The sequence below is a fragment of the Asticcacaulis sp. DW145 genome (assembly GCF_037101385.1).
Lineage (GTDB): Bacteria > Pseudomonadota > Alphaproteobacteria > Caulobacterales > Caulobacteraceae > Asticcacaulis > Asticcacaulis currens.
In genome coordinates this window covers 716,726-740,774 of record NZ_AP029025.1, presented here as the reverse complement: position 1 = coordinate 740,774, position 24,049 = coordinate 716,726, and the positions used below count along the sequence as shown (strand labels likewise).

General features: G+C 61.1%; 20 protein-coding genes. All 20 read right to left on the bottom strand.

Annotated features, from left to right (window positions below):
- Positions 1-45: 45 nt before the first annotated feature.
- The 20 genes from AACH73_RS14605 to proS all read right to left on the bottom strand — a co-directional run bounded on the left by AACH73_RS14605 (position 46) and on the right by proS (position 24,000).
- Entirely contained in the window at positions 46-1,269 is a 1,224-nt protein-coding gene (locus tag AACH73_RS14605; protein WP_272742661.1) for a serine hydrolase domain-containing protein, read from the bottom strand.
- 138 nt (positions 1,270-1,407) lie between these two features.
- The gene (gene lpxB / locus AACH73_RS14600; RefSeq protein ID WP_272742660.1) at positions 1,408-2,589 is read right to left on the bottom strand and encodes a lipid-A-disaccharide synthase; all 1,182 of its coding nucleotides are present in this window, start codon (positions 2,587-2,589) and stop codon (positions 1,408-1,410) included.
- Positions 2,558-3,403 (bottom strand): UDP-2,3-diacylglucosamine diphosphatase LpxI, encoded by an 846-nt coding sequence (gene lpxI / locus AACH73_RS14595; RefSeq protein ID WP_272742659.1) that lies wholly within the window; start codon positions 3,401-3,403, stop codon positions 2,558-2,560. Before lpxI ends, lpxB begins: the two co-directional genes overlap by 32 nt.
- On the bottom strand, positions 3,403-4,188 hold the full coding sequence (gene lpxA / locus AACH73_RS14590; RefSeq protein WP_272742658.1) for an acyl-ACP--UDP-N-acetylglucosamine O-acyltransferase: 786 nt from the start codon (positions 4,186-4,188) through the stop codon (positions 3,403-3,405). Before lpxA ends, lpxI begins: the two co-directional genes overlap by 1 nt.
- Positions 4,185-4,682: a 3-hydroxyacyl-ACP dehydratase FabZ gene (gene fabZ, locus AACH73_RS14585; protein ID WP_272742657.1), complete on the bottom strand. Its 498-nt coding sequence runs from the start codon at positions 4,680-4,682 to the stop codon at positions 4,185-4,187. Before fabZ ends, lpxA begins: the two co-directional genes overlap by 4 nt.
- An 8-nt stretch (positions 4,683-4,690) precedes the next feature.
- Positions 4,691-5,704, bottom strand: a complete 1,014-nt coding sequence (gene lpxD, locus AACH73_RS14580; RefSeq protein WP_272742656.1) for a UDP-3-O-(3-hydroxymyristoyl)glucosamine N-acyltransferase — start codon at positions 5,702-5,704, stop codon at positions 4,691-4,693.
- 243 nt (positions 5,705-5,947) lie between these two features.
- On the bottom strand, positions 5,948-6,619 hold the full coding sequence (locus AACH73_RS14575; protein ID WP_272742655.1) for an OmpH family outer membrane protein: 672 nt from the start codon (positions 6,617-6,619) through the stop codon (positions 5,948-5,950).
- A 37-nt stretch (positions 6,620-6,656) separates the two neighbouring features.
- Positions 6,657-9,065 carry an outer membrane protein assembly factor BamA gene (gene bamA, locus AACH73_RS14570; RefSeq protein WP_338735746.1) on the bottom strand — a complete coding sequence of 803 codons (2,409 nt, stop codon included), beginning with the start codon at positions 9,063-9,065 and terminating at the stop codon, positions 6,657-6,659.
- An 80-nt stretch (positions 9,066-9,145) separates the two neighbouring features.
- The gene (locus AACH73_RS14565; protein ID WP_338735745.1) at positions 9,146-10,348 is read right to left on the bottom strand and encodes a M50 family metallopeptidase; all 1,203 of its coding nucleotides are present in this window, start codon (positions 10,346-10,348) and stop codon (positions 9,146-9,148) included.
- A gap of 44 nt (positions 10,349-10,392) precedes the next feature.
- Entirely contained in the window at positions 10,393-11,592 is a 1,200-nt protein-coding gene (gene dxr, locus AACH73_RS14560) for a 1-deoxy-D-xylulose-5-phosphate reductoisomerase (RefSeq protein ID WP_272742652.1), read from the bottom strand.
- Complete coding sequence (locus tag AACH73_RS14555) at positions 11,589-12,419, bottom strand: CDP-archaeol synthase (protein WP_272742651.1); 831 nt, start codon at positions 12,417-12,419, stop codon at positions 11,589-11,591. The genes dxr and AACH73_RS14555 overlap by 4 nt, the downstream gene beginning before the upstream one ends.
- Positions 12,403-13,161: a polyprenyl diphosphate synthase gene (uppS, locus tag AACH73_RS14550; protein WP_272742650.1), complete on the bottom strand. Its 759-nt coding sequence runs from the start codon at positions 13,159-13,161 to the stop codon at positions 12,403-12,405. The genes AACH73_RS14555 and uppS overlap by 17 nt, the downstream gene beginning before the upstream one ends.
- A gap of 92 nt (positions 13,162-13,253) precedes the next feature.
- On the bottom strand, positions 13,254-13,811 hold the full coding sequence (gene frr, locus AACH73_RS14545; RefSeq protein WP_272742649.1) for a ribosome recycling factor: 558 nt from the start codon (positions 13,809-13,811) through the stop codon (positions 13,254-13,256).
- A gap of 171 nt (positions 13,812-13,982) precedes the next feature.
- Positions 13,983-14,714 carry a UMP kinase gene (gene pyrH, locus AACH73_RS14540; RefSeq protein WP_272742648.1) on the bottom strand — a complete coding sequence of 244 codons (732 nt, stop codon included), beginning with the start codon at positions 14,712-14,714 and terminating at the stop codon, positions 13,983-13,985.
- Positions 14,715-14,885: 171 nt separating this feature from the next.
- Positions 14,886-15,788, bottom strand: a complete 903-nt coding sequence (gene tsf, locus AACH73_RS14535; RefSeq protein ID WP_013480306.1) for a translation elongation factor Ts — start codon at positions 15,786-15,788, stop codon at positions 14,886-14,888.
- Between the two features lie 189 nt (positions 15,789-15,977).
- Positions 15,978-16,745, bottom strand: coding sequence for a 30S ribosomal protein S2 (gene rpsB, locus AACH73_RS14530; protein ID WP_013480305.1), 768 nt, complete (start codon positions 16,743-16,745; stop codon positions 15,978-15,980).
- 252 nt (positions 16,746-16,997) lie between these two features.
- Positions 16,998-20,426 (bottom strand): DNA polymerase III subunit alpha, encoded by a 3,429-nt coding sequence (dnaE, locus tag AACH73_RS14525; RefSeq protein WP_338735744.1) that lies wholly within the window; start codon positions 20,424-20,426, stop codon positions 16,998-17,000.
- A 265-nt stretch (positions 20,427-20,691) separates the two neighbouring features.
- A complete protein-coding gene (locus AACH73_RS14520) occupies positions 20,692-21,390 on the bottom strand; it encodes an ABC transporter ATP-binding protein (protein WP_338736357.1) in 699 nt (232 codons plus the stop codon).
- Positions 21,391-21,397: 7 nt separating this feature from the next.
- Positions 21,398-22,681, bottom strand: coding sequence for a lipoprotein-releasing ABC transporter permease subunit (locus AACH73_RS14515; protein ID WP_272742671.1), 1,284 nt, complete (start codon positions 22,679-22,681; stop codon positions 21,398-21,400).
- Positions 22,681-24,000, bottom strand: coding sequence for a proline--tRNA ligase (gene proS / locus AACH73_RS14510; RefSeq protein ID WP_272742670.1), 1,320 nt, complete (start codon positions 23,998-24,000; stop codon positions 22,681-22,683). Before proS ends, AACH73_RS14515 begins: the two co-directional genes overlap by 1 nt.
- Positions 24,001-24,049: the final 49 nt, after the last annotated feature.

The following is a 24,049-nucleotide window of genomic DNA, read 5'->3' as shown; positions in this document are numbered from 1 at the left end:
GCGAAAACGGAAAAGCCCGCCGGAAACGGCGGGCTTTTTTTGCCATCATACCTGAGTGGCGGCTTCCAAACCCAACCGGGAGGCCTCCTGCCGCAGGGCCTTCTGGGCGGCCCCGAAGCTCGCCGCGCCGCCGCCGTCGCAATTATAGAGGATGGCCAGCGTCACCTGCTCGTCGATAAAGCTACGCAGATGGCCGGTGAAGCCATTAATCCGCCCGCCATGCGTGCAATAGCGGCGGCTGTCTTCGGTGATGCCCAGCCCCACGCCGAACCCATAGTTCAGGGGCTCATTGCCCTGCCGCTCCCACGCGGGCTTACCGGTCTTCAGCAGAGCCGGCGTCATCATGGCCTCGACGCTGTAAGGCTTGACAATCTGATGGTTCAGCAGGGCGGCGTGCCAGCGACACAGGTCCTCGGTCGTCGAACGGATGGCCCCTGCCCCGCGCAGGAAGGTGGGCGAAACCGGCAGGTTGGGCAGGAAGCCCCCTCGGGTCGGCGTGTAGCCGCGCGTCACCGCATTGGTGACCTCGCAACTCTGGTCGATGGTCGTATTGGCCATGCCGGCGCGCTCGAACAGGTGTTTGCGGCAAAAATCGGCAAAGGTCTGACCGGACAGGCGCTCAACGATCGACGACAGCAAGGTAAAACCGGAATTGGAATAGGCCCAGCCCATGCCGGGCGCAAAGCGATAGAGCGGCTTGCCCGCACGGATCAGCTTGAGAATATCCTCGCTGCTGTAATCGCGGGTGCGTGCCTCATCCAGAATACTGTGGTCCTGACGGTTGATATAGTCGCCGATACCGGAGGTGTGGCTCATCAACTGACGCAGGCTGACCTCAGTGGCGCGTGGGAAATCCGGCAGGAATTTCGACAGCGGGTCGTGAACGCTCAGCAGCCCCTGTTCGGCCAGCACCAGAATGGCCACGGCGGTGAACTGTTTGGTGATCGAGGCGATGCGCAGGCTCGTTTGCGGCGTGAGAGAGACGGCGCTGTCGATATCCGACTGACCAAAGCCTTTGGAATAGAGCATGACGCCCTTGTGCATGACGCTCAGGCTCAGGCCCGGCGTCTGACGGGTGTCGATCATGGCCTGCGCCAGGGCGTCCAGCGTAGGCCAGTCCTTGAGGGCAGGCGTGTTGGGCCCCTCACCGGTTTGCGGGCCCTGCGCCATGATCTGGGGGCGCAGGGCGCTGCCGCCCAGAGCCGCCAGACTCAAGGCTACCGCCGCACGGCGCGTCATACCCCCCAAAGGATACGAAAAACGGGTCATGGTAAATGATGTGCGATTTATATCTTAAGTCTGTGTTAACGCGCCGCCGAAGGGCGGTTCTCTCTGAGATCGCGTCAAAACCAGACCCTAAATTAGGCGAGAATCGCGTCAGGACAAGGGCGAAATCCGCCGTGTGCTTTAATGCCTGACCTGCATCAGGTGTTGCAGCACGGCTTCGGCTGCCCGGATGGCCGGGGCCGGTTGACCCCGCCCCATTAGGTCAAGCGCCGCGTACTGGGCCTCGGTCTGAGCGGCGCGGAAGGCCGGATCGTCCAGCCTCTGACTGAGCGCGGCGACCAGATTGGGCGTCGTGCAATCGTGCTGGATGAATTCCGGGGCCACCCCCTTGCCTGCCATGATGTTGAACAGGGTGACGTGGGTGAGTGGCGACATGTGTTTGAACAGGAAATAGGTCAGGGACTCGACCTTATAGGCGACGATCATCGGACACCCGGCCAGAGCCAGTTCGGTCGTCACCGTACCGGAACAGGCGAGCGCCACCGTCGCCGCGCGCATGGCTGACAGCTTATCTGTCTCGCTGTCCAGCAGATGCAAAGGGGCCTGCACACCGGCCAGACCGTCACGCACCTGATCGCGCACCGTATCGGCCACCGGCACCACGAAGACCAGTTCGGGACGCTGACGCGACAGGGTTTCGATGGTCTCACGGAAGACCGGCATCAGGCGCTTGATTTCCGACGGACGGCTGCCCGGCAAAACCAGCAGCAGAGGCGCCTCGCCGATGCCCAGCCCAGCCCGCAGACCCTCGGGATCGGCGGTGTTGAAATCGACATTCAGGGCCGGATTGCCCACGACAACGGTCTTTAGCCCCTCTTTTTCGAAATAGGGGGCGTCCATCGGGTGCAGGGCCAGCAAGAGATCGACGCTTTGCGCCAGCGTTCTGGCGCGTCCCGGCCGCGTGGCCCAGACCTGCGGCCCGACATATTTGATCAGGGGCACATCGGGCAGAGCCGCGCGAATGCCGTGCGCCACGCGCAGCGTGAAACCCCAGGAATCGATCAGAACCACCGCATCGGGCTTTTCGCGCAACGCCTGCGCTACCGTATCGGCAACACGCGCCTTTACGCGCTTATAGGCTTTCAGCCCTTCGATCAGGCCCAGAATCGACAGTTCGGAAATATCGAAGGGGCTTTCTATGCCCAGCTCGGCCATGCGCTTGCCGCCGACGCCACAGAAGGTGAGCGGCACCGGTGACTGGCGTTGCAGTTCGCGCATCAGCCCCGCCCCCAGCATGTCGCCGGAGGCTTCGGCTGCGACCAGCATCAGCTTAATCGGCTTGCGGATTGGGGGCGTGTCCATAGATGAAAAGTCCCAGTTCGGCGGCACGGGCATAGACGCGCGCCTTGTCCACGACGAGCAGTGCCCCCGCCTGCCCGACAATTCCAGAGAGACCCGCCGCCGCAGCCGCCTCGACCGTCTGCACGCCGATGGTCGGCATGTCGAGCCGCAAATCCTGTATCGGTTTCGGCACCTTGGCCAGCACACCCTTGCGCCGCGCCGCCGTGCCGATCAGCACCGGCGACAGGGTGGCCACACGCTTCAAAAGCGCGTCCGTGCCTTCCTGCGCCTCGACGGCCAACGTAATCCGCCCGGCGACAACCGCCGCCTGACCGATATCCAGCGCCCCGAGGGCGTGCGCGACACGGAAGGCATCCTCCATATCTTCGCGCGCTTCGGGCGGCGGGGCTTCTCCGGCCTGAAGCCCCTCTTCGAGGCACAGTTCCGGATTGGCCTCGTGCGCGCCCACTATGGCATAGCCCTGACTCTCAAACACCTTGGCAACTTGACGCAGGAGCGAGTCGTCGCCGCCGCGCCCGGCGGCCTGAATAGCGGGCAGGTGCGCCGCCCCGCCCTCGTCGCGCTCCATGGCATCGAAATCCGGGCGCTTGACATAGCCGACCATGCACACCGCACGACAGGCTTCCTGCGCCAGGGTGACAAAGATTTTCTGGAAATGACCGACATCAATATCGTGGCCGGGATGCGCCGACAGCTCCGCGTCGGCCAGTCCTTCGAGGCGGATCACGCAATAGGGTCGCCCGCTACGCTGTAGGTAACGGGCGATTTCAACCGGCACCAGCCCGCCACCGGCAATGAGGCCGAGCTTGTCCATCACTCCACCGGCAGGCAGATGGGACGGTTGGAGTCTTCGCGGATAAACTGCACAATCTCAACGACCTGCGGAATATCGCTGAAGTTTTCCAGCACGTCGTCCAGACGCTCCTGAAAGGTACCTTCCGGTGCGAACATCATGCGATAGGCGGTGCGCAGCGACAGGATGAGGTCACGCGAAAAGCCGCGACGCTTCAGACCCACCAGATTAAGGCCTTCCAGACGCGCATGATTGCCCCAGACGGACCCGTAGGGGATGACGTCCTTGGTGACCATCGCCGCGCCGCCGACAAAGCTGTAGCGGCCAATGCGCGCAAACTGATGCACGCCACACAGGCCGCCCAGAAATACGAAATCGCCGACCTGCACATGGCCGCCGAGCGAGGCGTTATTGGCCAGCACGACATTGTTGCCGACGACGCAGTCGTGCGCCACATGGCTGCCGACCATAAACAGGCAGTCATTGCCGACCGTGGTCACGCCGCCGCCCTTCACCGTGCCGGTGTGCATGGTGACGTGTTCACGAATCTGATTGCGCTCACCGACAACGAGGCGGGTGTCTTCGCCCTTGTGCGCCAGATGCTGGGGCGAACCGCCCAGAACGGCAAAGGGGTGCACATGGCTGTCGGCACCAATTTCGGTATGGCCCTGAATGACGACGCTCGATTGCAGGCTGACACGGTCACCCAGCACAGCATGTGGACCAACGATGCACCACGGGCCGACGCTCACCCCTTCGCCCAGCCGGGCCCCGTCGTGGATAATGGCGGTGGGGTGGATGCTCATTGCGGGTTCTCGACCACCATGGCGGCAAATTCACATTCGCAAACGATTTTCTTGTTCACAAAGGCTTCGCCACGGAATTTGAACACATCCCCCCGGTGACGGGTCACTTCGACATGCATCCGCAACTGATCGCCCGGACGCACGGGACTGCGGAACTTCACGCCATCGACGCCCATGAAAAAGATGGTCTTGCCTTCGACTGAGACGTCCAGCGACTTGGACATCAGCACGGCCCCGGTCTGCCCCAGCGCCTCAATGATCAGCACGCCCGGCATGACGGGGTTTTCCGGGAAATGGCCGTTGAAGAAGGGCTCATTGAACGTCACGTTCTTGATGCCCACCATGCTCTTGTTCTTGATCCAGTTTTCACCGCGATCAATCAGCAGGAAGGGATAGCGGTGCGGAATCCGCTTCATCACTTCCTGATAGCTAATGTCGATACCGGTTTCGGGTGCCCCGCCTTCCGGCGTCTCGCTGGCCTGATCCGTGGTCATTTCTGTTCTTAGCCCTTATCCTTGGTAGCCGCCTTGCTCAGCCAGGCCGCCTCGCGCAGAAACTGCCGCGACGGCTTGGCCGGGAAGCCCGACCACATCTGTCCCGCCGGGACATCCTTAAACACAACGGCACCCGCCGCGACCTTCGCGCCGGCCCCGATTTCAATATGGTCGATCACGCCCGCCCGTCCCCCGAACATAGCGCCATCCCCCACCTGGACGGAACCCGACAGCCCGGAATGGGCGGCGACGATAACGTTACGTCCAAGTTTAACGTTATGGGCGATCTGAACCATATTGTCGATCTTTGAGGCTTCGCCGATAACCGTATCGTCGTAGGCCCCGCGATCCACGCAGGTTCCCGCACCGATCGACACGTGATCCTGAAGGATGACGCGCCCCAGTTGCGGCACGTCGATCAGCCCCTCGTGATCACCCGACACGCCAAACCCAGCCTCGCCGATTCGCACGCCGGACGCCAGATGCACGCCATCGCCAATCAGGGCGCAATAGATCGTCGCCTGCGCGCCGATGCGGCAGTTGCGGCCGATCTGACAGCCGGGACCAATCACCGTATAGGCTTCGATGGAGGTACCACGGCCGATCTCGGCCCCCTGCCCCACAATGACCCCAACCCCCAGTGTGACGCCCTCTTCGATGTGGGCCGAGGGATGAATGGCCTGCGCTCCCTCATGGCGGCGCGCGCTGTAGAGCTTCGCGGCCAGACGCGACCACGAGGCCTGCGGCGACCGGCTAATCAGGGGCAGCGTCCCTTCGGGGACATGGGCGATGTCGGCTTCGGGCACAAAGGCAAAGCCGGCGCGCGTCCGGCGCAGATTTTCAAGGTAACGGCGGTCACTGAAATAGGCCGCCTCGGTAGCACCGGCCACAGACAGGGGCGCACAGCCGCTGATGCTCTGCCCCGCGCCGTGTGCACCGGGCGCGAGCGTGGCAAAGGTCAGGCCGAGAACATCATCGAGGGCGATTTCGGAAGCAACCTCAAAGAACCTTTGATCGGGCATCCCGCACATTACTCCTGACCGAAGCGGAAGGACGTCCGCTCTACGCTTTTTGTCTGGTCGCACCTTTGAGAAAACGCTCAAGGCAGAAAAACCATCCCCGCCGCATCCTGCCAAAGGGCGGAAAAGGTGCATATAGCTCAAATAAACAGAGCCTTGTCCAGCGATGCTTGCGCATATTTCGCCGGACAAGGCTCACTGTGTGTTTACAAAGTTTTCAGCCGGCGCGAAGGCCGGTTGAACCCTTTAACCGCCTTGCTGGGCGTCCTGCTCGGCCTTGGCCTTCAGCAGCTTCTGACGGTCGGCTTCCGGCAGAACGACGCGCTTAATATCGACCGCCACCTTGGAGGTGTCGAGCTTCTGGATCACGTCACCGGTGATGTCCATGGCCGGGTTGGCAAACAGCACGGCCTTACGGTCCACAAGCATACCGCAGTTCTTGGCTTCATAGGTCGCCGACAGGGCGGGCGCAACCAGTTGCGCCACCTTCACATTGGCGTCCTGCTCGGTACGGCCCAGTTCCTGATTGACGATAAAGGCCTTGTCCTGGAAAGCCTTGACCTTACCCATGAAGGCCTGAGCCAGCGGGTCGAACTTGTCCTTGGTCAGGGTCTTTTGCTGAGCGGCGAGGCCGGCACGCTCTTTTTCCAGCGCCTGAGCGTCGGGCTCCAGTTCGGCCTCGGCCTGCTGGTTGATCTGTTGCAGGCGCTGAGCCGCGGCCTTGGAAACCGCCGCATTGGCCATGACGGCTTCGTTGGAATAGACGCAGACGCCGGCGATGACCGGGCCCGGCTTGGTCTGGGGCTGAGTGGCCGCAGGGGCCGCCGCCGGCGCAGCGGCCGGAGTCTGGGCGATGGCAACCGAGGTCAGGGCAGTGGCCGACAGGGCGCAGACGGTGAGGAGAAGTTGCTTTTTCATAGCGTGAGAACTCGTTGATGGCTTTGGTAAGCGTGGGTTAGAACTGAGTGGATTGCGAGAAGCGGAAGGTTTCGGTCTTGTCGTAATCTTCGCGCGACAGGATCTGGCTGATATCGAACTGGATCGGACCCATGGGGGACTTCCAGCGGATGGTCACGCCTGCCGACGCACGCAGGGACATTTCGTCCTGGATATAGCTGAGGCGCGAACCGGCGGCACAGCTACCGACCGCCGCCTGAGCCGCGCTACAATATTTCAGGCGGTCGTCGATGCCCCCCAGGGTACCGAAATCGACAAACAGAGCGGTTTTAAGGCCGTACTGTTCGGGCAGGCCGTTGGGGATGCCCATTTCGACGGTGCCGATGGCGTAGGTTTCACCGCCCAGCGCGTAGGTCGTATTGCTGTCGCGCGGGCCGATACCGGCATTTTCGAAGCCGCGGAATGTGGTGCCCCCCTTGAAGAAACGGTCATTGATGCGAACGGCGTCGCCGCCCACCGGCGTGATATTGCCGGCGATGCCTTGCAGGTGCAGGACCATATCCTTGCGGAAGCCGTGATACCAATGGCCTTCAAGCTCGGAGCGAACATAGCGCGTGTCACCGCCCAATCCGGCGAAATCCTGACGCAGGATGGCCTGCCAACCGCGCGTCGCCAGCACGTAGTCATTGCGGCGATCGAAGGACAGGGTGTAGCCGACGCTGGAGGTCACGCCGTTGCCGCAGCTATATTGCAGGGCGTCACATTCCGACGAGCCCGAATAGCGCAGTTCGTCGCTGCGCAGGTTATAGCGCAGGCGCAGGATGGAGTAGCCGTTCAGGCTGTAGCCCAGACGCAGGCCCGCCCCGGTCGTCTTCGACGAATAGCTGACGCCCGAATAGTTGTACGAGCTGGAGAACAGATCGACGCCCGCCGACACGTCGCGGCCCATGAAGCGCGGCTCGGTGAAGCTGAGGTCGATATTCTTCTGGATCGAGCCCAGCGACACGCGCGCGCGCACGTTCTGACCGCGACCCCGAAAGTTGCGTTCGGTAATGCCGACGTCGAGGATGAACTTTTCATAGGACGAGAAGCCCGCCCCGAAGCTCAGTTCGCCGGTCGGCTGCTCGGTGACCTGCACCTGAATATTGGTGCGGTCAGGGGCCGAACCCGGCGTTTCCTTGATATCGACGTCCTTGAAGAAGCCCAGCGCATTGACGAACATCTTGGAACGTTCGATCAGGGCCTTGTTGTAGGCATCGCCTTCAGACACCAGCATTTCACGGCGCACGACGCGGTCGAGCGTGCGGGCGTTGCCGACAATGTCGATCTTGTCGATATAGACGCGGGCACCTTCGCGCACGTTGAAGGTTACATCGACCGTCTTCGTTTCGGGATTGCCTTCGTCGCGCGGACGCACGTCCACGAAGGCAAAGCCCGCCTGCCCGGCCGCATAGGTCAGGGCATCGACCGACTTTTCGATCAGGTCGCTCTCATAGAGCTGGCCCGGCTGGATCGGCAACATACGTTGCAGGTTCTCGCCGTTCAGCTTCTCGTTTTCGGTCTTCACCACGACGCGGCCGAAATTATACTTCTGACCTTCGTCCAGCGTGTAGGTGATGACGAAGTCCTTGCGGTCCGGCGTCAGTTCGGCCACGGCCGAGACGACGCGGAAGTCGTAATAGCCGCGGTTGGTATAAAACTTCTTCAACTGCTCGCGGTCGTAATCCATACGATCCGGATCGTAGTTGTCGTTCGAGGAGAAGAACTTCCACCACAGCGACTTTTTGGTGACGACCACCCCGGCCAGTTCATTGTCCGAAAAGGCCTTGTTGCCAACGAAGTTGACGTTCTCCACGCCGGTCTTCACACCTTCGTCGATTTCGAAGATCAGATCGACGCGCTTTTGCGGCAGTTCGACGATTTTCGGCGTCACCGTGGCCGAGATGCGGCCTGAGCGGCGATAAAGCTCGATAATGCGCTGGACGTCGGCCTGCACCTTGGCCTTGGTGAACACGCCGCGCGGGCGGATCGTCACTTCGTCGCGCAGCTTGTCCTTCGACAGGGCGCTGTTACCCTCGAACACCACCTGGTTGATGATCGGCGCTTCGACCACGCTGATAACCATTTCGTTGCCGTTCATGACGATCTGCACGTCGGAGAACAGTTCGGTGCGGTAAAGCGTCTTCACCGACTGGTCGATCAGGAGATCGTTGACCGTCTGACCCACCTGCACCGGCAGATAGGAGATGACCGTGGCGGCGTCGATCCGTTCGTTGCCTTCCACCTTGATTCGCCCGATGACGGCGACCTGTGGGGCTGGGGCGGCCTGAGGGGCCGGGGCCTGAGCCGCGTCGGCGGCCGGCGCCTGTTGCGCCAAAGCGGGACCGGTGGCCGCCAGAAGCGCCAGCAGGCTGACGCTGGCGGTCCAAGGACGTATCTTGGAGGTAGTGGAGGCAGGACTATTCATGGAAAGGTATCGTTCCGCTTGTATGTTTGGCCGTCACGAACGGAGGGAGTAGACAGGGATAAGGCCCTGATCTGTGCCGGTCATGAAAACAGCCCCCCGAAAAACTTGATGATGCCGGTACGGTTAAGGTCATTCCATGTAGCGAACAACATCAAACCGAACAAGGCCACAAGTCCAAATCTGTATCCCAGCCCCTGCACGGTGGCGCTGAGTGGCCGCCGCGCAATGGCTTCGTAAGTGTAAAAGACCAGATGCCCGCCATCGAGCACCGGTACCGGCAACAGGTTGACGAAGCCGATACCGACCGAGACGAAGGCCGCCATCTGTAACATGGTCAGCATCCAGCTAAAGGCAATCTGACCCGGCGTCGCCTTGATGCTGGCGACTTCGGCGGTCAGATCACCCGTCGCCTTGGTCATGCCGATAATGCCCGACAGCTGATCTCCGTTTTCTTTTCCGGTGAAAATACGGCCAATATAGGTCAGGGTCGTGTCAAGCACGCCGAGCGTCTTCTGCGTCCCCAGCCACAGGGCTTCGTGCGGCCACGGCACACGCGGCTTACCGTCGCCAATGGCCACAGCCAGCACGCCGGCATAGGTCGGCACATGTTTGGAGGCTTCGGGAATAAGTCGACGCTCCGGCGTAACGGTCAGGCGCACGATCTGCCCGTCGCGACGCACCTCGACCGGTACGGACTCGTTGCCGCGCATCCGCACCAGCATGATCACGTCTTCGGAGGTCTTGACCTCGCGGCCGTCGATGCGGACGAACTGATCGCCGACCTTCAGGCCTGAGCGGGCCCCCGGCCCATTGGGCTCCGGGAATCCCATGACCGTGCCGGGCGCCATGCCCTTGCCCACAATCATGAAGACGGCGGCGAAGATCAGAATAGACAGCACAAAATTAGCGACCGGACCGGCCAGCACGATCAGAAAGCGTTGCCACACCGGCTTGAAATGGAAATAGGCCATTTCCGCGCCCGGACCTTCGCGCTCACGGATGGCGCGGCGGGCCTTTTCCAATTCTTCGGCGTCGGGTGACATGGAAGACACATGTTCATCGCCCGAAAACTTGACATAGCCCCCCAGAGGCAGGGCGCTCAGGCACCAAAGCACACCATTTTTGTCGCGTCTGGACCAGATGACCGGGCCGAATCCGACGGAAAAGCGCTCGATCTTCGTTTTAAACAGGCGGGCGACGCTGAAGTGACCCAGTTCATGAAAGGTCACGATCAGGGATATCACCAGCAGGAATGTGGGTATGGCCAGAATTTGAAAGATCATTAGTGTCCGTACTTTATCCCGTCACGCCCGCAAAAAGGCCTGCCCTATGTTCCCGCTGCCCGGCGCGTATCGTCTCCGGAAGCGATCAGTTGTGATCGCGTTTCGGCATCCACCCGCTCGATTTGTGCCACATCATGGCGCAAATCATTTCCGAAAGCCATAGAGAGCGATTGCGCCCGCATCATGGCGGCTTCGACCGTTGCCGGAATGTCGAGGAAACCGATGCGGCCCTCAAGAAAGGCCTGCACCATCACCTCGTTGGCGGCATTATAGACGACAGGCATCAGCCCCCCCGCCTCCAGCGCCTCACGCGCCAGCCGGAGCATGGGGAAGACCTCGGTATCCGGGCGCTCGAAGGTCAAGGTCGAGAGTGCGCACAGATCGAGCGACGGCGCGGCCCAGCTATGGCGCTGCGGCCAGCCGAGGCAGTAGGAGATCGGCACCCTCATATCGGGCGGTCCCATCTGTGCCAGGGTCGAGCCATCGCTGTATTCGACCAGGCTGTGCACGACGGATTGCGGATGGATCAGCACGTCGATCTGAGCCGACGGCATGTCGAACAGATAGGCCGCCTCGATCAGCTCCAACCCCTTATTGGCCAGAGAGGCGCTGTCGATAGTGATCTTGGCCCCCATCGACCAGTTGGGATGCTTCAGCGCCTGCTCGAGCGTGACATGGGCCAGGTCTTTGCGCTGGCGACCGCGGAATGGCCCGCCCGAAGCCGTCAGGATCAGGCGGCGGATGCGCGCCCGCTCAGCCTCCTCAAAGACCTGAAAAATGGCGTTGTGTTCCGAATCGACCGGCAGGATGCGCCCACCGGCCGCCTCGGCACGCAGGATCAGGGCGCGGCCACAGCAGACAAGGCTCTCCTTGTTGGCCAGCGCCACCGTGGCCCCCGTTCCGGCCGCCGCCCACACCGGACGCAGACCGGCTATGCCGACAATGGCCGCCATGACCCAATCGACGGGACGCGCCGCTGCGGCTTCCACGGCGTCGGGACCGCAGGCGATCTCGATACCGGAGCCCTTCATGCGTTCGCTGAAATCGGCCCATAGCGAGGCATCGGATAGGACGGCCAGACGTGGCCTGAATTTCAGCGCCTGTTCGGCCAGCAAGGCCGCATTACGACCGGCACACAGGGCCTCAAGCTCGTAATCGACGCCGGGCGTCAGGGTTTCTTCGATCAGGTTCAGCGTCGAAACGCCGATGGAACCGGTCGAACCGAGGATGGAGATACGTCTCATAACTTTGTCCCCAGCATGACCAGCCAGCGGATACCGCCGATGGCGACGATGGCGAACATCAGCCCGTCCACCCGGTCGAGCAGACCGCCGTGACCGGGGATCAGCGTGCCGGAATCCTTGACGCCATACCGGCGTTTGAGCATGGACTCCCACAGGTCACCGCCCATGGTGGCGAAGGCGACCAGAAGGCCGACGATCAGGGCGGCAGTGCTCGACTGAAACAGCCTGGTGATGTCGGCCAGAGTTCCGGCCGTCAACATGCCGGCGATCATGCCCCCGGCAAAGCCCGACCAGGTCTTGTTGGGCGAATATTTGCGCCACAGCTTGGGTCCGCCGACCAGCTTGCCGACCAGATAGGCCGCACTGTCCGCCGCCCAGGCGATCAGGAAGGCAAAGAAGACCCAATAGACGCCGTTGTGCGTTTCGCGCAGCCAGATCAGCACCAGGGCCGGCCAGCCTATGTAGAACGCCCCATAGGCGGCATCGAGGTGCGGTCCCTTCAGGTAGCGGAAATAGAAACCCGCGCACGCCGCCCCCAGCACCAGAACCGCCAGACCGGCCAGCATGTTGAACAGATAGACGGTAAACACCCCGCCGAGTATCGCCAGACTGATGCTGACGGCCATGCGGCTCGACAGTTTCGGCGCCGCCATCGTGCCCCATTCGATGGCCAACAGCGCCACCCCGACGCTCAGCAGCAGCAGAAATGCCCAGTTGCCATAGGCAATGATCAGCAGGACGACCGGGATCAGCACCGCGGCAGAGGCGATGCGAAACAGTAACTCGCGTGACGACTTTTTCGGTTTCGCGTCAGGCGGAAGCGACATCACTGGCCTCAACAGCGCCGAAGCGGCGTTCGCGGCGGCGGAATTCATCCAGAGCCGCCTTCAGCGACACGCCGTCATAGTCCGGCCACAACACGTCCTGAAAGACAAACTCGGCATAGGCGGCCTCCCACAGCAGGAAGTTCGACAGCCGGTGTTCACCCGAGGTCCGGATCAGCAAATCCAGCGGCGGCAGGCCTGACGTGGACAGGAGTCCGCCAAAACGCTCCGGCGTCAGGTCATCAAGCGCCGCCTCGCCGGACTTCACTTGCAAAGCAAAAGTTTTGGCCGCTTCAAGAATATCGGCCTGCGCCCCATAGTTCAGCGCCACCTGAAGAAAGAAGTGGCTGTTGTCGCGGGTGCGCTGATGCGCCTCGTCCACGCACTCGCGGATATCCGCCGGCAATCCGGCCACATCCCCGATAATGCGGACGCAGACGCCTTCACGCGCCAGACGATCAAGATCGGAACGGATAAACGCCTTGAGCAGCCCCATCAGGTCGGACACCTCGGTGGCCGGGCGGCGCCAGTTCTCGGTGGAGAAGGCGAACACGGTCATATGCGTGACCCCCAGCCCTGGCGCGGCGCTGATCGTCTTGCGCAGCGCATCTACCCCGGCCTTATGGCCAAAGGTGCGTATCTGGCGGCGCGCCTTGGCCCAGCGCCCGTTACCGTCCATGATGATGGCCACGTGCAGCGGCACCGGTGCTGTGCCTGTACCGATATGATCCGGCCCTGAGGGCATAAAGGGACGCTTTCCTGAAAAAAACAGAGGCCTGTCTGAAGAGGCGATACGCAGGTTAAAGCCCGGCTCTGTGAGTCGGGCACGACGCAGGTTTAGACCTGCATGATCTCGGCTTCCTTCACCTTCAGCATCTCGTCGATGCGCTTGATCGCTTCATCGGTGAATTTCTGCACTTCGGTGGTCATCTTCTTCTGTTCGTCTTCGGAAATGGCCGAGTCCTTTTCGGCCTTCTTCAGCTCGTCATTGGCGTCGCGGCGCACATTGCGCACGGCCACGCGCTTTTCCTCGGCGTACTTGCCCGCAATCTTGGCCAGCTCCTTGCGGCGCTCCTCGGTCAGCGGCGGAATCGGCACGCGCAGGGTCTGACCGTCGGTGACCGGGTTGAGACCGAGACCCGCATTGCGGATGGCCTTTTCAACCGATACGACCAGCCCCTTATCCCACACATTGACGCTGATCATGCGCGGTTCCGGCACCGAGATGGCGGCGCAGGAGAGGATCGACATGGCGGACCCATAGGCATCGACCGTGATGCCTTCCAGCAGACCGGCCGAGGCACGGCCCGTGCGCAGACCGCCGAAATCGTCCTTCAGCGACGTAACGGACTTGTCCATGCGGTCCTTGTACTTATTGAGGTCAGGCTTGCTCATTTGGGTATCTCTGTATTGAAGCGCTCCCCTGTCAGTGGGCGACAGAGGGAAGACGCGCGTTAGACGAATAGGACCAGAGGTCATTGAAAACGACTTCTGGTCTTCCTTTCAAGACCGTCTCATGTCGCGGATAAATATGAGACCGTCTCGTATTTTCAACGGTCAGGGCGCTCAGGCCTCGCTTGATATGACCGTATGGACGCCCTGCCCCGTGATCACCTTGCGCAGACCGCCCGGCTCACGGATCGAAAAGACAACGATCGGAATACCATTTTCGCGCATCAGTGACACCGCCGAAGCGTCCATCACCCGCAGATCCTTCGACAAGACCTCCATATAGTTCAGCGAGTCATAGCGCGTCGCCGAAGCGTCCTTTTTGGGATCTGCCGTATAGACGCCATCGACCGAGGTGCCCTTGAACAGCGCGTCGCAGCGCATTTCCGCCGCACGCAGGGCCGCCGCTGTATCGGTGGTGAAATAGGGTGCCCCCAGGCCGGCGGCGAAAATCACCACGCGACCTTTTTCCAGATGGCGTTGCGCCCGGCGGTGCACAAAGGGCTCACAGACGGCATTCATCTGGATCGCCGACTGCACGCGCGTGCTGACCCCCAGCTTTTCCAGCGCGTTCTGCATGGCCAGCGCGTTCATCACAGTGGCCAGCATCCCCATATAGTCGGCGGAGGAGCGTTCCATCCCCACCGCCGCCTTCGACAGGCCGCGGAAGATATTGCCGCCCCCGATGACGAGGCACAGTTCAACACCCATACCGGCGACTTCGGCCACCTCTTCGGCCACCGCCTTGACGGTGTTCATGTCGATGCCGAACCCCTGCTCCCCCATCAGGACCTCACCGGAGATCTTCAGGAGGATGCGTTTATAAGTCGGGACGTCGGGCGAAGACATGGGAAAATCCTTCAAATGAATCAGCTTTGGGGCAATGGCGTATCTCAGACCTGCTCTAGCCGAGATTTCCGACTTTGAACAGTCAAAGGGCGCAGACACCTTGCGATGCTGCGCCCTTAAATCGTGCATAGGTCGGGAAATCAAGCCGATGGCCGATTTCCCTTTTAAGCCTTAACCTTGATTCATCATCGAGGCGACTTCGGCGGCGAAGTCATCGACCTTCTTTTCCACGCCTTCGCCGAGGGCGAGACGGGTGAAGCCGGTGACGGTGACGTCGGTGCCCAGCGCCTTGGCCGTGTCGGCAATCAGTTGCTTCACGGTCTGATCCGGGTTCATGACGAAGGGCTGCTCAAGCAGCACGACTTCGCGCTGGAACTTCGAGATCTGGCCGTCCACGATCTTGGCGATCATGGCTTCCGGCTTGCCTTCTTCGCGCGCCTTTTCGGTCAGAACGGTGCGCTCACGCTCCACGGCGGCCGGGTCGAGATCGTCAGACGACAGCGACAGCGGCTGGGTGGCGGCGATGTGCATGGCGATCTTGCGGCCCATATCGTTCAGGGCTTCGGCGTCACCCGCCGACTCAACGGCCACCAGAACGGCGATGCGGCCCAGGTTCGGGGCGATCGCGTTGTGGATGTAGGACGACACCACGCCTTGCGAAACGCTGTGCTTGGCCATACGACGGGCCACCATGTTTTCACCGATATTGGCGATCAGGTTGGTGATTTCGTCATTGATAGCCGCCTGCACACCTTCGACGTCAGCCGCAGCCAGACCGGCCTGAGCCGCATTGCGGGCCAGGTTCTGGAACAGCTCGTTGCGCGACACGAAGTCGGTTTCGGCGTTGACTTCGACGGCCACAGCGGTGGTACCCGAAGAGGCCACGGCGACCAGACCTTCGGCGGCGACGCGGTCGGCCTTCTTGGCAGCCTTCGACAGGCCCTTGGTACGCAGCCAGTCCATCGAGGCTTCAACGTTGCCGTCGTTTTCCGACAGAGCCTTCTTGCAGTCCATCATGCCGGCGCCGGACTTTTCGCGCAGTTCCTTAACGAGAGCGGCGGTGATCTCAGCCATGGAATTCCTCCATAAAAATTTGCAGTGCGCACCCCAAAAGACAAGGTGAGTCTTTCAGAATCAGTGGCGCGACCAACTAAAAGCTATCCCTCAGCGGCTCCATAGCCTGAGGGTATGACAAATGCGTAACAGCAAATGCGCTGAACGGAGCCTGATGTGCTTAGGCTCCGTTCAGGTTTCCTAAGCAGATCAGGCTTCGCCGGTCTCTTCGGCGATGAGCGCGGGCTCGATCGGGGCTTCCGAAGCGCCGAGGTCGATACCCGAAGCCGACTGACCCGCGGCGAGACCGTCGAGCACGGCGTCCGCGATCAGGTCGCAATACAGTTGCAGGGCGCGCGCGGCGTCGTCGTTACCCGGAACCGGGAAGGTGATGCCGTCCGGGTCGGAGTTCGAGTCGAGGATGCCGATCACCGGGATGTTCAGCTTGCGGGCTTCCTGAATGGCGATCGCTTCCTTATTGGTGTCGATCACGAACATCAGGTCGGGGATACCGCCCATGTCCTTGATGCCGCCCAGCGACAGCTCCAGCTTGTCACGCTCGCGCGTCAGGGTCAGCAGTTCCTTCTTGGAACGGCCAACCGGGTTTTCCATGACCTGTTCCAGTTCACGCAGACGCGCGATCGAACCCGAAATGGTGCGCCAGTTGGTCAGCGTGCCGCCGAGCCAGCGGTGGTTGACGTAATACTGCGCCGAACGCTTGGCCGCGACGGCGACCGGACCGGCGGCCTGACGCTTGGTGCCGACGAACAGGACGCGACCGCCGTTGGCGGCGACTTCGCGCACCTTCAGCAGGGCCTGATGCAGCAGCGGCAGGGTTTGCGACAGGTCGATGATGTGGATGTTGGAACGCGAACCGAAGAGGTAACGCTCCATCTTCGGGTTCCAGCGGTGGGTCTGGTGACCAAAGTGCGCACCGGCTTCGAGCAGGGCGCGCATAGACAGTTCAGGCATAGCCATGAGTAGATTTCCTTTTCATTCCGATAGACCTCCGCGGACGAAAAAAGCCTCGGCAAGCCGAAACCTCGGAACGGTCGGATGACATCTGTTTCTTTGAAAACCACAGGAAATCAAAGGTGCAGACAGCATCCCCCCGCGTGTCCGCGTGTGAGATGGTGCGCAACTAGGCACAATCGACAAAAAAATCAAGTGATTTTGAGGAAAATTGCGCCCGAAGAAGTGCTGACGGCGGTCAGGCCGTTTTCGCCTCTCCTATACGTCTTCACAATATAGGACGCCATTCATCGCTTTCAAGGCCCCGCGCAGGCTGGCGTCCAGACGATAGCGGTGCGGCATTTTCAATTCGACCTCGTTCCCGTCGATCTCGCTGAGAAGGGTGATTTCCCCGCCCTGCCCGCGCGCGGCATCCAGTTGCATTTTAAAAGCATCCACATCGAAACCACGGGGAGAGACGGTCAGGCGCAGGCCCATATCATCGGTCTTCAGAGCCCCGGCGATAGGTTCGGCGGATTCACCGAACATACGCACCTCGCCGTCCGAGCCCTTACAGCGCACCTTGAGCAGGATCGACTGACCGGGTTCCAGATGCTCACGGTATTTACGCAGGGCTTCAGGCTGGAACATCACTTCGTATTCGCCGCTTGGGTCAGAGAGGTTGACGAAGGCGAACTTTTCCCCGGTGCGGGCCGAGGCGCGCTCCTGCCGACGACGCACCACCCCGGCCATCCGGAAGGCTTCGCGGCCTTCCTGAGCCAGCGCCAGCGCTTCGGCGTACAGGGTCACATTACGACGCTTGAACACATCGACCATGTCCTGCAACGGGTGGCCGGACAGATAGAAGCCGACGGCGGACAGTTCTTCGTCCAGCGCATCCGGCCCGGAGGCCTTGGGAATATTGGGCAAGCGCGGGCGCGACGAATCATTGGTGCCGAACAGGCTGACCTGCGCCGAGGCGCGCTCGGCGGCCATGCTCTGAGCGTGGGCGATCAGCAGATCGGCGCTCTGGATGATCTGCGCGCGGTTGGGGTGGATCGAGTCAAAGGCCCCGGCCCGCGCCAGATTTTCGATGGCCCGCTTATTGACCGCCTTGGGGTCGATGCGTTCGAGGAAGTCGAAAATGTCCTTGAACGGTCCCCCCGCTTCGCGCACCGCCACCACGCTGTGCATGGCTTCGAGACCGACGTTGCGGATGGCCCCAAGCGCGTACAGCACTTCGCCATTTTCCACGTCGAAATCAGCCTTGGAGCGGTTGATATCGGGCGGGCGAATAGTCACCCCGAACTGCCGCGCGTCCTGATAAAATACCGCCAGCTTGTCGGTATTGGTGATATCGAGGCTCATGTTGGCGGCGAAGAATTCGACCGGATGATTGGCCTTCAGCCAGCCCGTCTGGTACGAAATAAAGGCATAGGCGGCGGCGTGTGATTTGTTGAAGCCATAGCCGGCAAACTTGTTCACCAGTTCAAAGATCGAGTCCGACTGCTTTTCGGGAACCCCCTTCTCCTTGGCGCCGGAAATAAACCTTGCTTTTTGCAAGTCCATTTCCTCTTTCTTCTTTTTACCCATGGCCCGGCGCAGCAGGTCGGCTTCGCCGAGGCTGTAGCCTGACAGGATCTGGGCGATCTGCATCACCTGTTCCTGATAGATGATGACGCCGTAGGTTTCCCGCAGAACCGGCTCCAGAGAGGGATGGAGCATGTCGATTTCGGCACGCCCGAACTTCCGATCGACATAGGTGTCGATATTGTCCATCGGGCCCGGACGATAGAGCGAAATCAGTGCGGTGATTTCCTCGATAGACCCGCAGCGCATCTTGCGCAGGGTGTCGCGCATCCCCTGACTTTCGAGCTGGAACACGCCGATCGACTGACCCGACGCCAGCAGCTCATAGGTGGTCTTGTCATCCAGCGGCAGGGTGGAGAAATCGACCTCAAGCCCGCGCTTTTTCAGATAGTGCCAGGCGCGGTTCAGCGTGGTCAGGGTCTTCAGACCCAGAAAGTCGAACTTGACCAGACCGGCGCTTTCGACCCATTTCATATTGAACTGCGTCGCCGGAATGTCGGAGCGCGGATCGCGATACAGCGGCACCAGCTCGGTCAGCGGGCGGTCGCCGATCACGATACCCGCGGCGTGGGTCGAGGCGTTGCGGTACAGGCCTTCGAGTTTCAGCGCCGTATCCAGAAGCTTGGCAACGGACTCTTCCTCGTCGCGGGCTTCGCGCAGGCGGGGTTCGATTTCGACAGCCTGAGCCAGGGTGGTCGGGTTGGCCGGGTTGTTCGGCACCATCTTACACAGACGGTCCACCTGCCCCAGCGGCAACTGCATCACCCGTCCGGTATCACGCAGCACGGCGCGCGCCTGAAGCGTACCGAAGGTGATGATCTGTGCCACCCGCTCGCGGCCGTATTTTTCCTGAACGTAGGTGATGACCTCTTCGCGGCGTTCCTGACAGAAGTCGATATCGAAGTCGGGCATGGAGACCCGCTCCGGATTTAGGAAGCGTTCGAACAGCAGACCAAAACGCAGCGGATCAAGGTCGGTGATGGTCAGTGCCCACGCGACCAGCGAACCGGCCCCCGACCCCCGGCCTGGCCCGACGGGGATATCGTGCGCCTTGGCCCATTTGATGAAGTCCGAAACGATCAGGAAGTAACCGGGGAAGCCCATCTTCTGGATGACGCCCACCTCCCGGTCGAGACGCGCCCAGTATTCCTCTTCAGGGAAGGCCGGCTCGACCTGTTGCAGACGCATTCTCAGGCCTTCACGCGCCTGAAAGGCCAGTTCTTCGTCTTCCGAGCGCCCGGCACCGGTATCGAAGCGCGGCAAAATCGGATCGCGCTTGCTAACCAGAAAAGCGCAGCGGCGCGCGATTTCCAGCGTATTGTCACAGGCTTCGGGCAGGTCCGAAAACACCTCGCGCATCAGCAGCGGCGGCTTCAGCCAGTGATCCTTGGTCACCTTGCGCCGGTCGGCCACGCCCATAAAGGTGCTGTCGGAAATACACAGCAGGGCCTCGTGCGCCTTGAACATGTCACGGTCAGCGAAATAGGCGTCATTGGTGGCTACCAGTGGCACGTCATGCGCATAGGCGAATTGCACCAGACCGCTTTCCGCCGAATCTCCGCGGATACCACCGTGCGGCGACCCGTCGTGCCGCTGAAGCTCGATATAGAATCGGTCCCCGAAGGCCGCGTGCATGTCCTTTAGCGCGGCATTGGCTTCGTCCGGCTGGTTTTGCTTGAACAGCGGGTTGATCGGACCGTCGGGACCACCCGACAGCAGGATCAGGCCCTCGGCGCGTTTAACCACCTCTTCCCACAGGACGTGCGGTTCGTCCGTCGCCTCAATATCGAGATAGGCTTTGGACGACAGTTCGGTGAGGTTGAGATAGCCCCGCTCGTTCTGAACGATCAGGACAATGGTCGGTATCTTGGCCCATCGGTCGCTGAGGGCACCGCCTATACCCTTGACCGGCAGGGCGCAGGCGATGATGGGCTGCACGCCCGTATCCTTGCACACCTGAGAAAATTCGAGCGCACCAAACAGGTTGCCGCGGTCGCAGATGGCTATGGCCGGCATCTTCGCCTTGGCCGCCAGCTTGCCCATATCATAGGCCTTGATCGCACCTTCCAGAAGGGAATAGGCCGATCGTACCCGCAGATGGACAAAACCGTCGCTCATCTCAAAAGCCTCTCCGTGCGGTTCACAGGGCGGCTACTGTCGGACGATTCACCCGATCAGCATAGCCGCCTGACAGACAAGCGCCACAAAAGCGGCAACGGCGGCGAAAGACAATACGTTATGGATGGCCAGCATAGTTTGTCCCCTGAAAGAACAGATGATCAATTCATGCTTTGTTCTATATTCTTATTTTGTTCCGCGTCAACACCCTTTTATCAACAGCGTGAACAAATCATGTATATCGTTGATTTAAAACGATATAATTTTACAGGTTTCCCGGAACGGTTTCCACCAGACGGCCGTCTTTGAGGCTGACCACGCGATCCATATGCCCGGCCAGTTCCAGATTGTGGGTGGCAATCAAGGCCGCGACCCCCTGCGCCTTGACGATCGTCCTCAGGGCGTCGAACACCTGTTGAGAGGTCTGGGGATCGAGATTGCCCGTCGGCTCATCGGCCAGCAGCAGGCGCGGACCATTAACCAGGGCGCGCGCAATAGCCACGCGCTGTTGTTCACCGCCTGACAGTTGCGCCGGCTGGTGATCAAGGCGTTCGCCGAGCCCCAGTTGCTCCAGAAGCCCCCTCGCCCGCTTTTCCGCCTGTTTGAGCGGCAGACCCAGCACACGCTGCGGCAGAGCGACATTGCCCAAGGCCGTAAATTCCGGCAGCAGGTGATGGAACTGATAGACAAAGCCGATCTTGTGCAGTCGTGCGCGGGTCCGGGCGGCCTCGCTGGCGCGCGTAAAGTCTTCGCCGTCGATGGTCAGTTGCGCCTCTTCGGACGATTCCAGCAAACCGATACAATGCAACAGCGACGACTTACCGGAACCGGAGGGCCCGATCAGCCCGACGACCTCACCGGCGCGCAAATCGAGATCGACGCCCTTGAGCACGTCCAGCGTGCGACCATCGGCGATGGGATAGGCGCGCACCAGGCCGCGCAGGGACAGCACCACATCACTCATAAGCCCATTATTCATATCTCAGGGCCTCCACGGGTTCGAGCCTAGACGCCCACAGGGCCGGGAACAGGGTGGCCACGCAGGTAGCGATCATCGAAAAGCCCACGATGATCAGCACTTCGGTCGGCTCGACCTTCGCCGGTATATAGGCGAGGTAATAGACCTCTTCATTAAAGACCTTCACGTGGAAGATGGCTTCGACGATCTGCTGGATCGGCCGAATAAAGATGCAAAAGAGCGTGCCGATAGCGACGCCCAGCACCGTGCCGGTGGCTCCGATAATGGCCCCCGACAGGAAGAATATCTTGGTAATCGAGGTGCGATCCGCGCCCAGGGTGCGCATGATAGCGATATCACGCGTCTTGTTCTTCACCAGCATGACGATGCCGGAAATGATGTTCATGGCGGCAATCAGCACGATCAGCATCAGGATCAGGCGCATCACGTTGCGTTCGACCTGAAGCGCGTTCCACAAAGGCGCATTGCGCTGCGCCCAGTCGAGCAGGACGGCCTTGTCCCCGACAGCCTTACGGAAGGCCGGGTAGTAGTCCTTGATATTGTAAGGGTCTTTGACCTTGATTTCGACGGCATCCCACTCCCCTTCCCGATCGAAAAAGAGTTGTGCCTGCTGTAATGGCATGAAGACAAACGCCGCATCCAGTTCCGACACACCGCTTTTGAAGATACCGCCCACCACATAGGGCTTGCGGCGCGGCATGGCCCCAAAGGCCGTGCTGCCCGACGGCGACAGGAGGGTCAGTTCGTCGCCGACACGCACATTCATCTGGCTGGCCAGACCTTCGCCGATCAGGACCAGATCGCCGCCATATTCGCCTTCGCCAAATCCATCCAGCGAGCCAGACTTGATATTGTCGCGGATAATCGGCGTGTTCTTCACCGTCGCGACGTCGATGCCGCGCATATAGGCCAGACCGGCCTGCGAAAACGGCCCCTGAGCCAGACCGGGCGATTCCACGTAGGGCGAGGCTTCGATAACGCCCGGAATGGCGCGCAGGCGCTTGAGCATAGCGTCGCGGCCTTCCCAGTCAGTCAGCGGCTCACCGGCCACAAACTCGTGACCGTTAAAGGCCAGCACGCGCGACATCAGCTCGTCGCGAAAACCGTTCATCACCGACATGACGATGATCAGCACACCCACGGCCAGCGTGATGCCGATAAAGCTGATGATGGCGATGAGGGCGATGCCGCCGTCCTTGCGTTTGGTGCGCAGATACCTGAGCGCCAGATCGGTTTCCCACGCGGAGAAAGAAAACAGCGACAACAGCCCCTTCATCATTTTGCCTTGGTCAGTTGTTCAAGGACGGCGTCGAAGGCCGCCGTGTGACGTTCGCCCGTGGCGCGGTGCTTGATTTCGACCTGACCTTCGGCAATGCCCTTGGGCCCGATGATCAGTTGCCACGGAATACCGATCAGGTCCATCGAGGCGAACTTGGCACCCGGACGGTCGTCCGTATCGTGATAGAGCACGTCACGCCCGGCGGCGGTCAGCGCCTTATAGGCCTTGTCGCAGGCCGCATCGCAGGCTTCGTCGCCAACGCGCAGATTGATCAGGGCCACATCGAAGGGCGCGACACTTTCGGGCCAGATGATGCCCGCTTCGTCGTGGCTGGCTTCGATTATGCCGCCGATCAGGCGCGACACGCCGACGCCGTAAGAGCCCATGTGCACATTGACCTGCGAACCGTCGGGACCGGAGACCTTGGCCCCCATAGGCGCGGAATATTTCTCACCGAAATAGAAGATGTGGCCGACTTCGATGCCGCGCGCCGACAACTGCTTGTCCGCCGGAACGGCATTAAAGGCCGCCTCGTCGTGCATTTCTTCGGTGGCGGCATAGAGCGACGTGCGCTGATCAACCAGCCCTTGCAGATCGTCCCAGTCCACATCGGCACCGGGCGCCGGCATATCGACCAGATCCTTGTGGCAGAAGACGGCGCTTTCGCCGGTTTCGGCGAGGATGATGAATTCGTGGCTGAGGTCGCCGCCGATCGGGCCGGTATCCGCGCGCATCGGCACCGCCTTCAGGCCCAGACGGCTGAAGGTGTTGAGATAGGCGATGAACATGCGGTTATAGGCCTTGCGCGCCGAGACCTCGTCGATGTCGAACGAATAGGCGTCCTTCATCAGGAACTCACGGCCGCGCATGACGCCGAAGCGCGGGCGCTGCTCGTCGCGGAACTTCCACTGGATGTGGTAGAGGTTCATCGGCAAATCCTTGTAGGACTTGACCGTGCCACGGAAGATTTCCGTGATCATTTCCTCATTGGTCGGGCCATAGAGCATCTCGCGCTCATGACGGTCCTTGATGCGCAGCATTTCCTGACCGTAGTCGTCATAGCGACCCGACTCGCGCCACAGATCGGCCAGTTGCAGGGTCGGCATCAGAAGCTCGACCGCACCGGCGCGCTGCATTTCCTCATGCACGATCTTTTCGATCTTGCGCAGCACCCGCAGACCCAGCGGCAGCCAGGCATAGATACCGGCGGCCTCCTGACGGATCATGCCGGTGCGCAGCATGAGACGGTGCGAGACGATCTGGGCTTCGGAAGGATTTTCCTTAAGCAACGGAAGCAAATAGCGCGACAGGCGCATGGGCAGGGAACCTTGGGATTGCAGCAAACTGGCCCTGTACTAGCCAGCT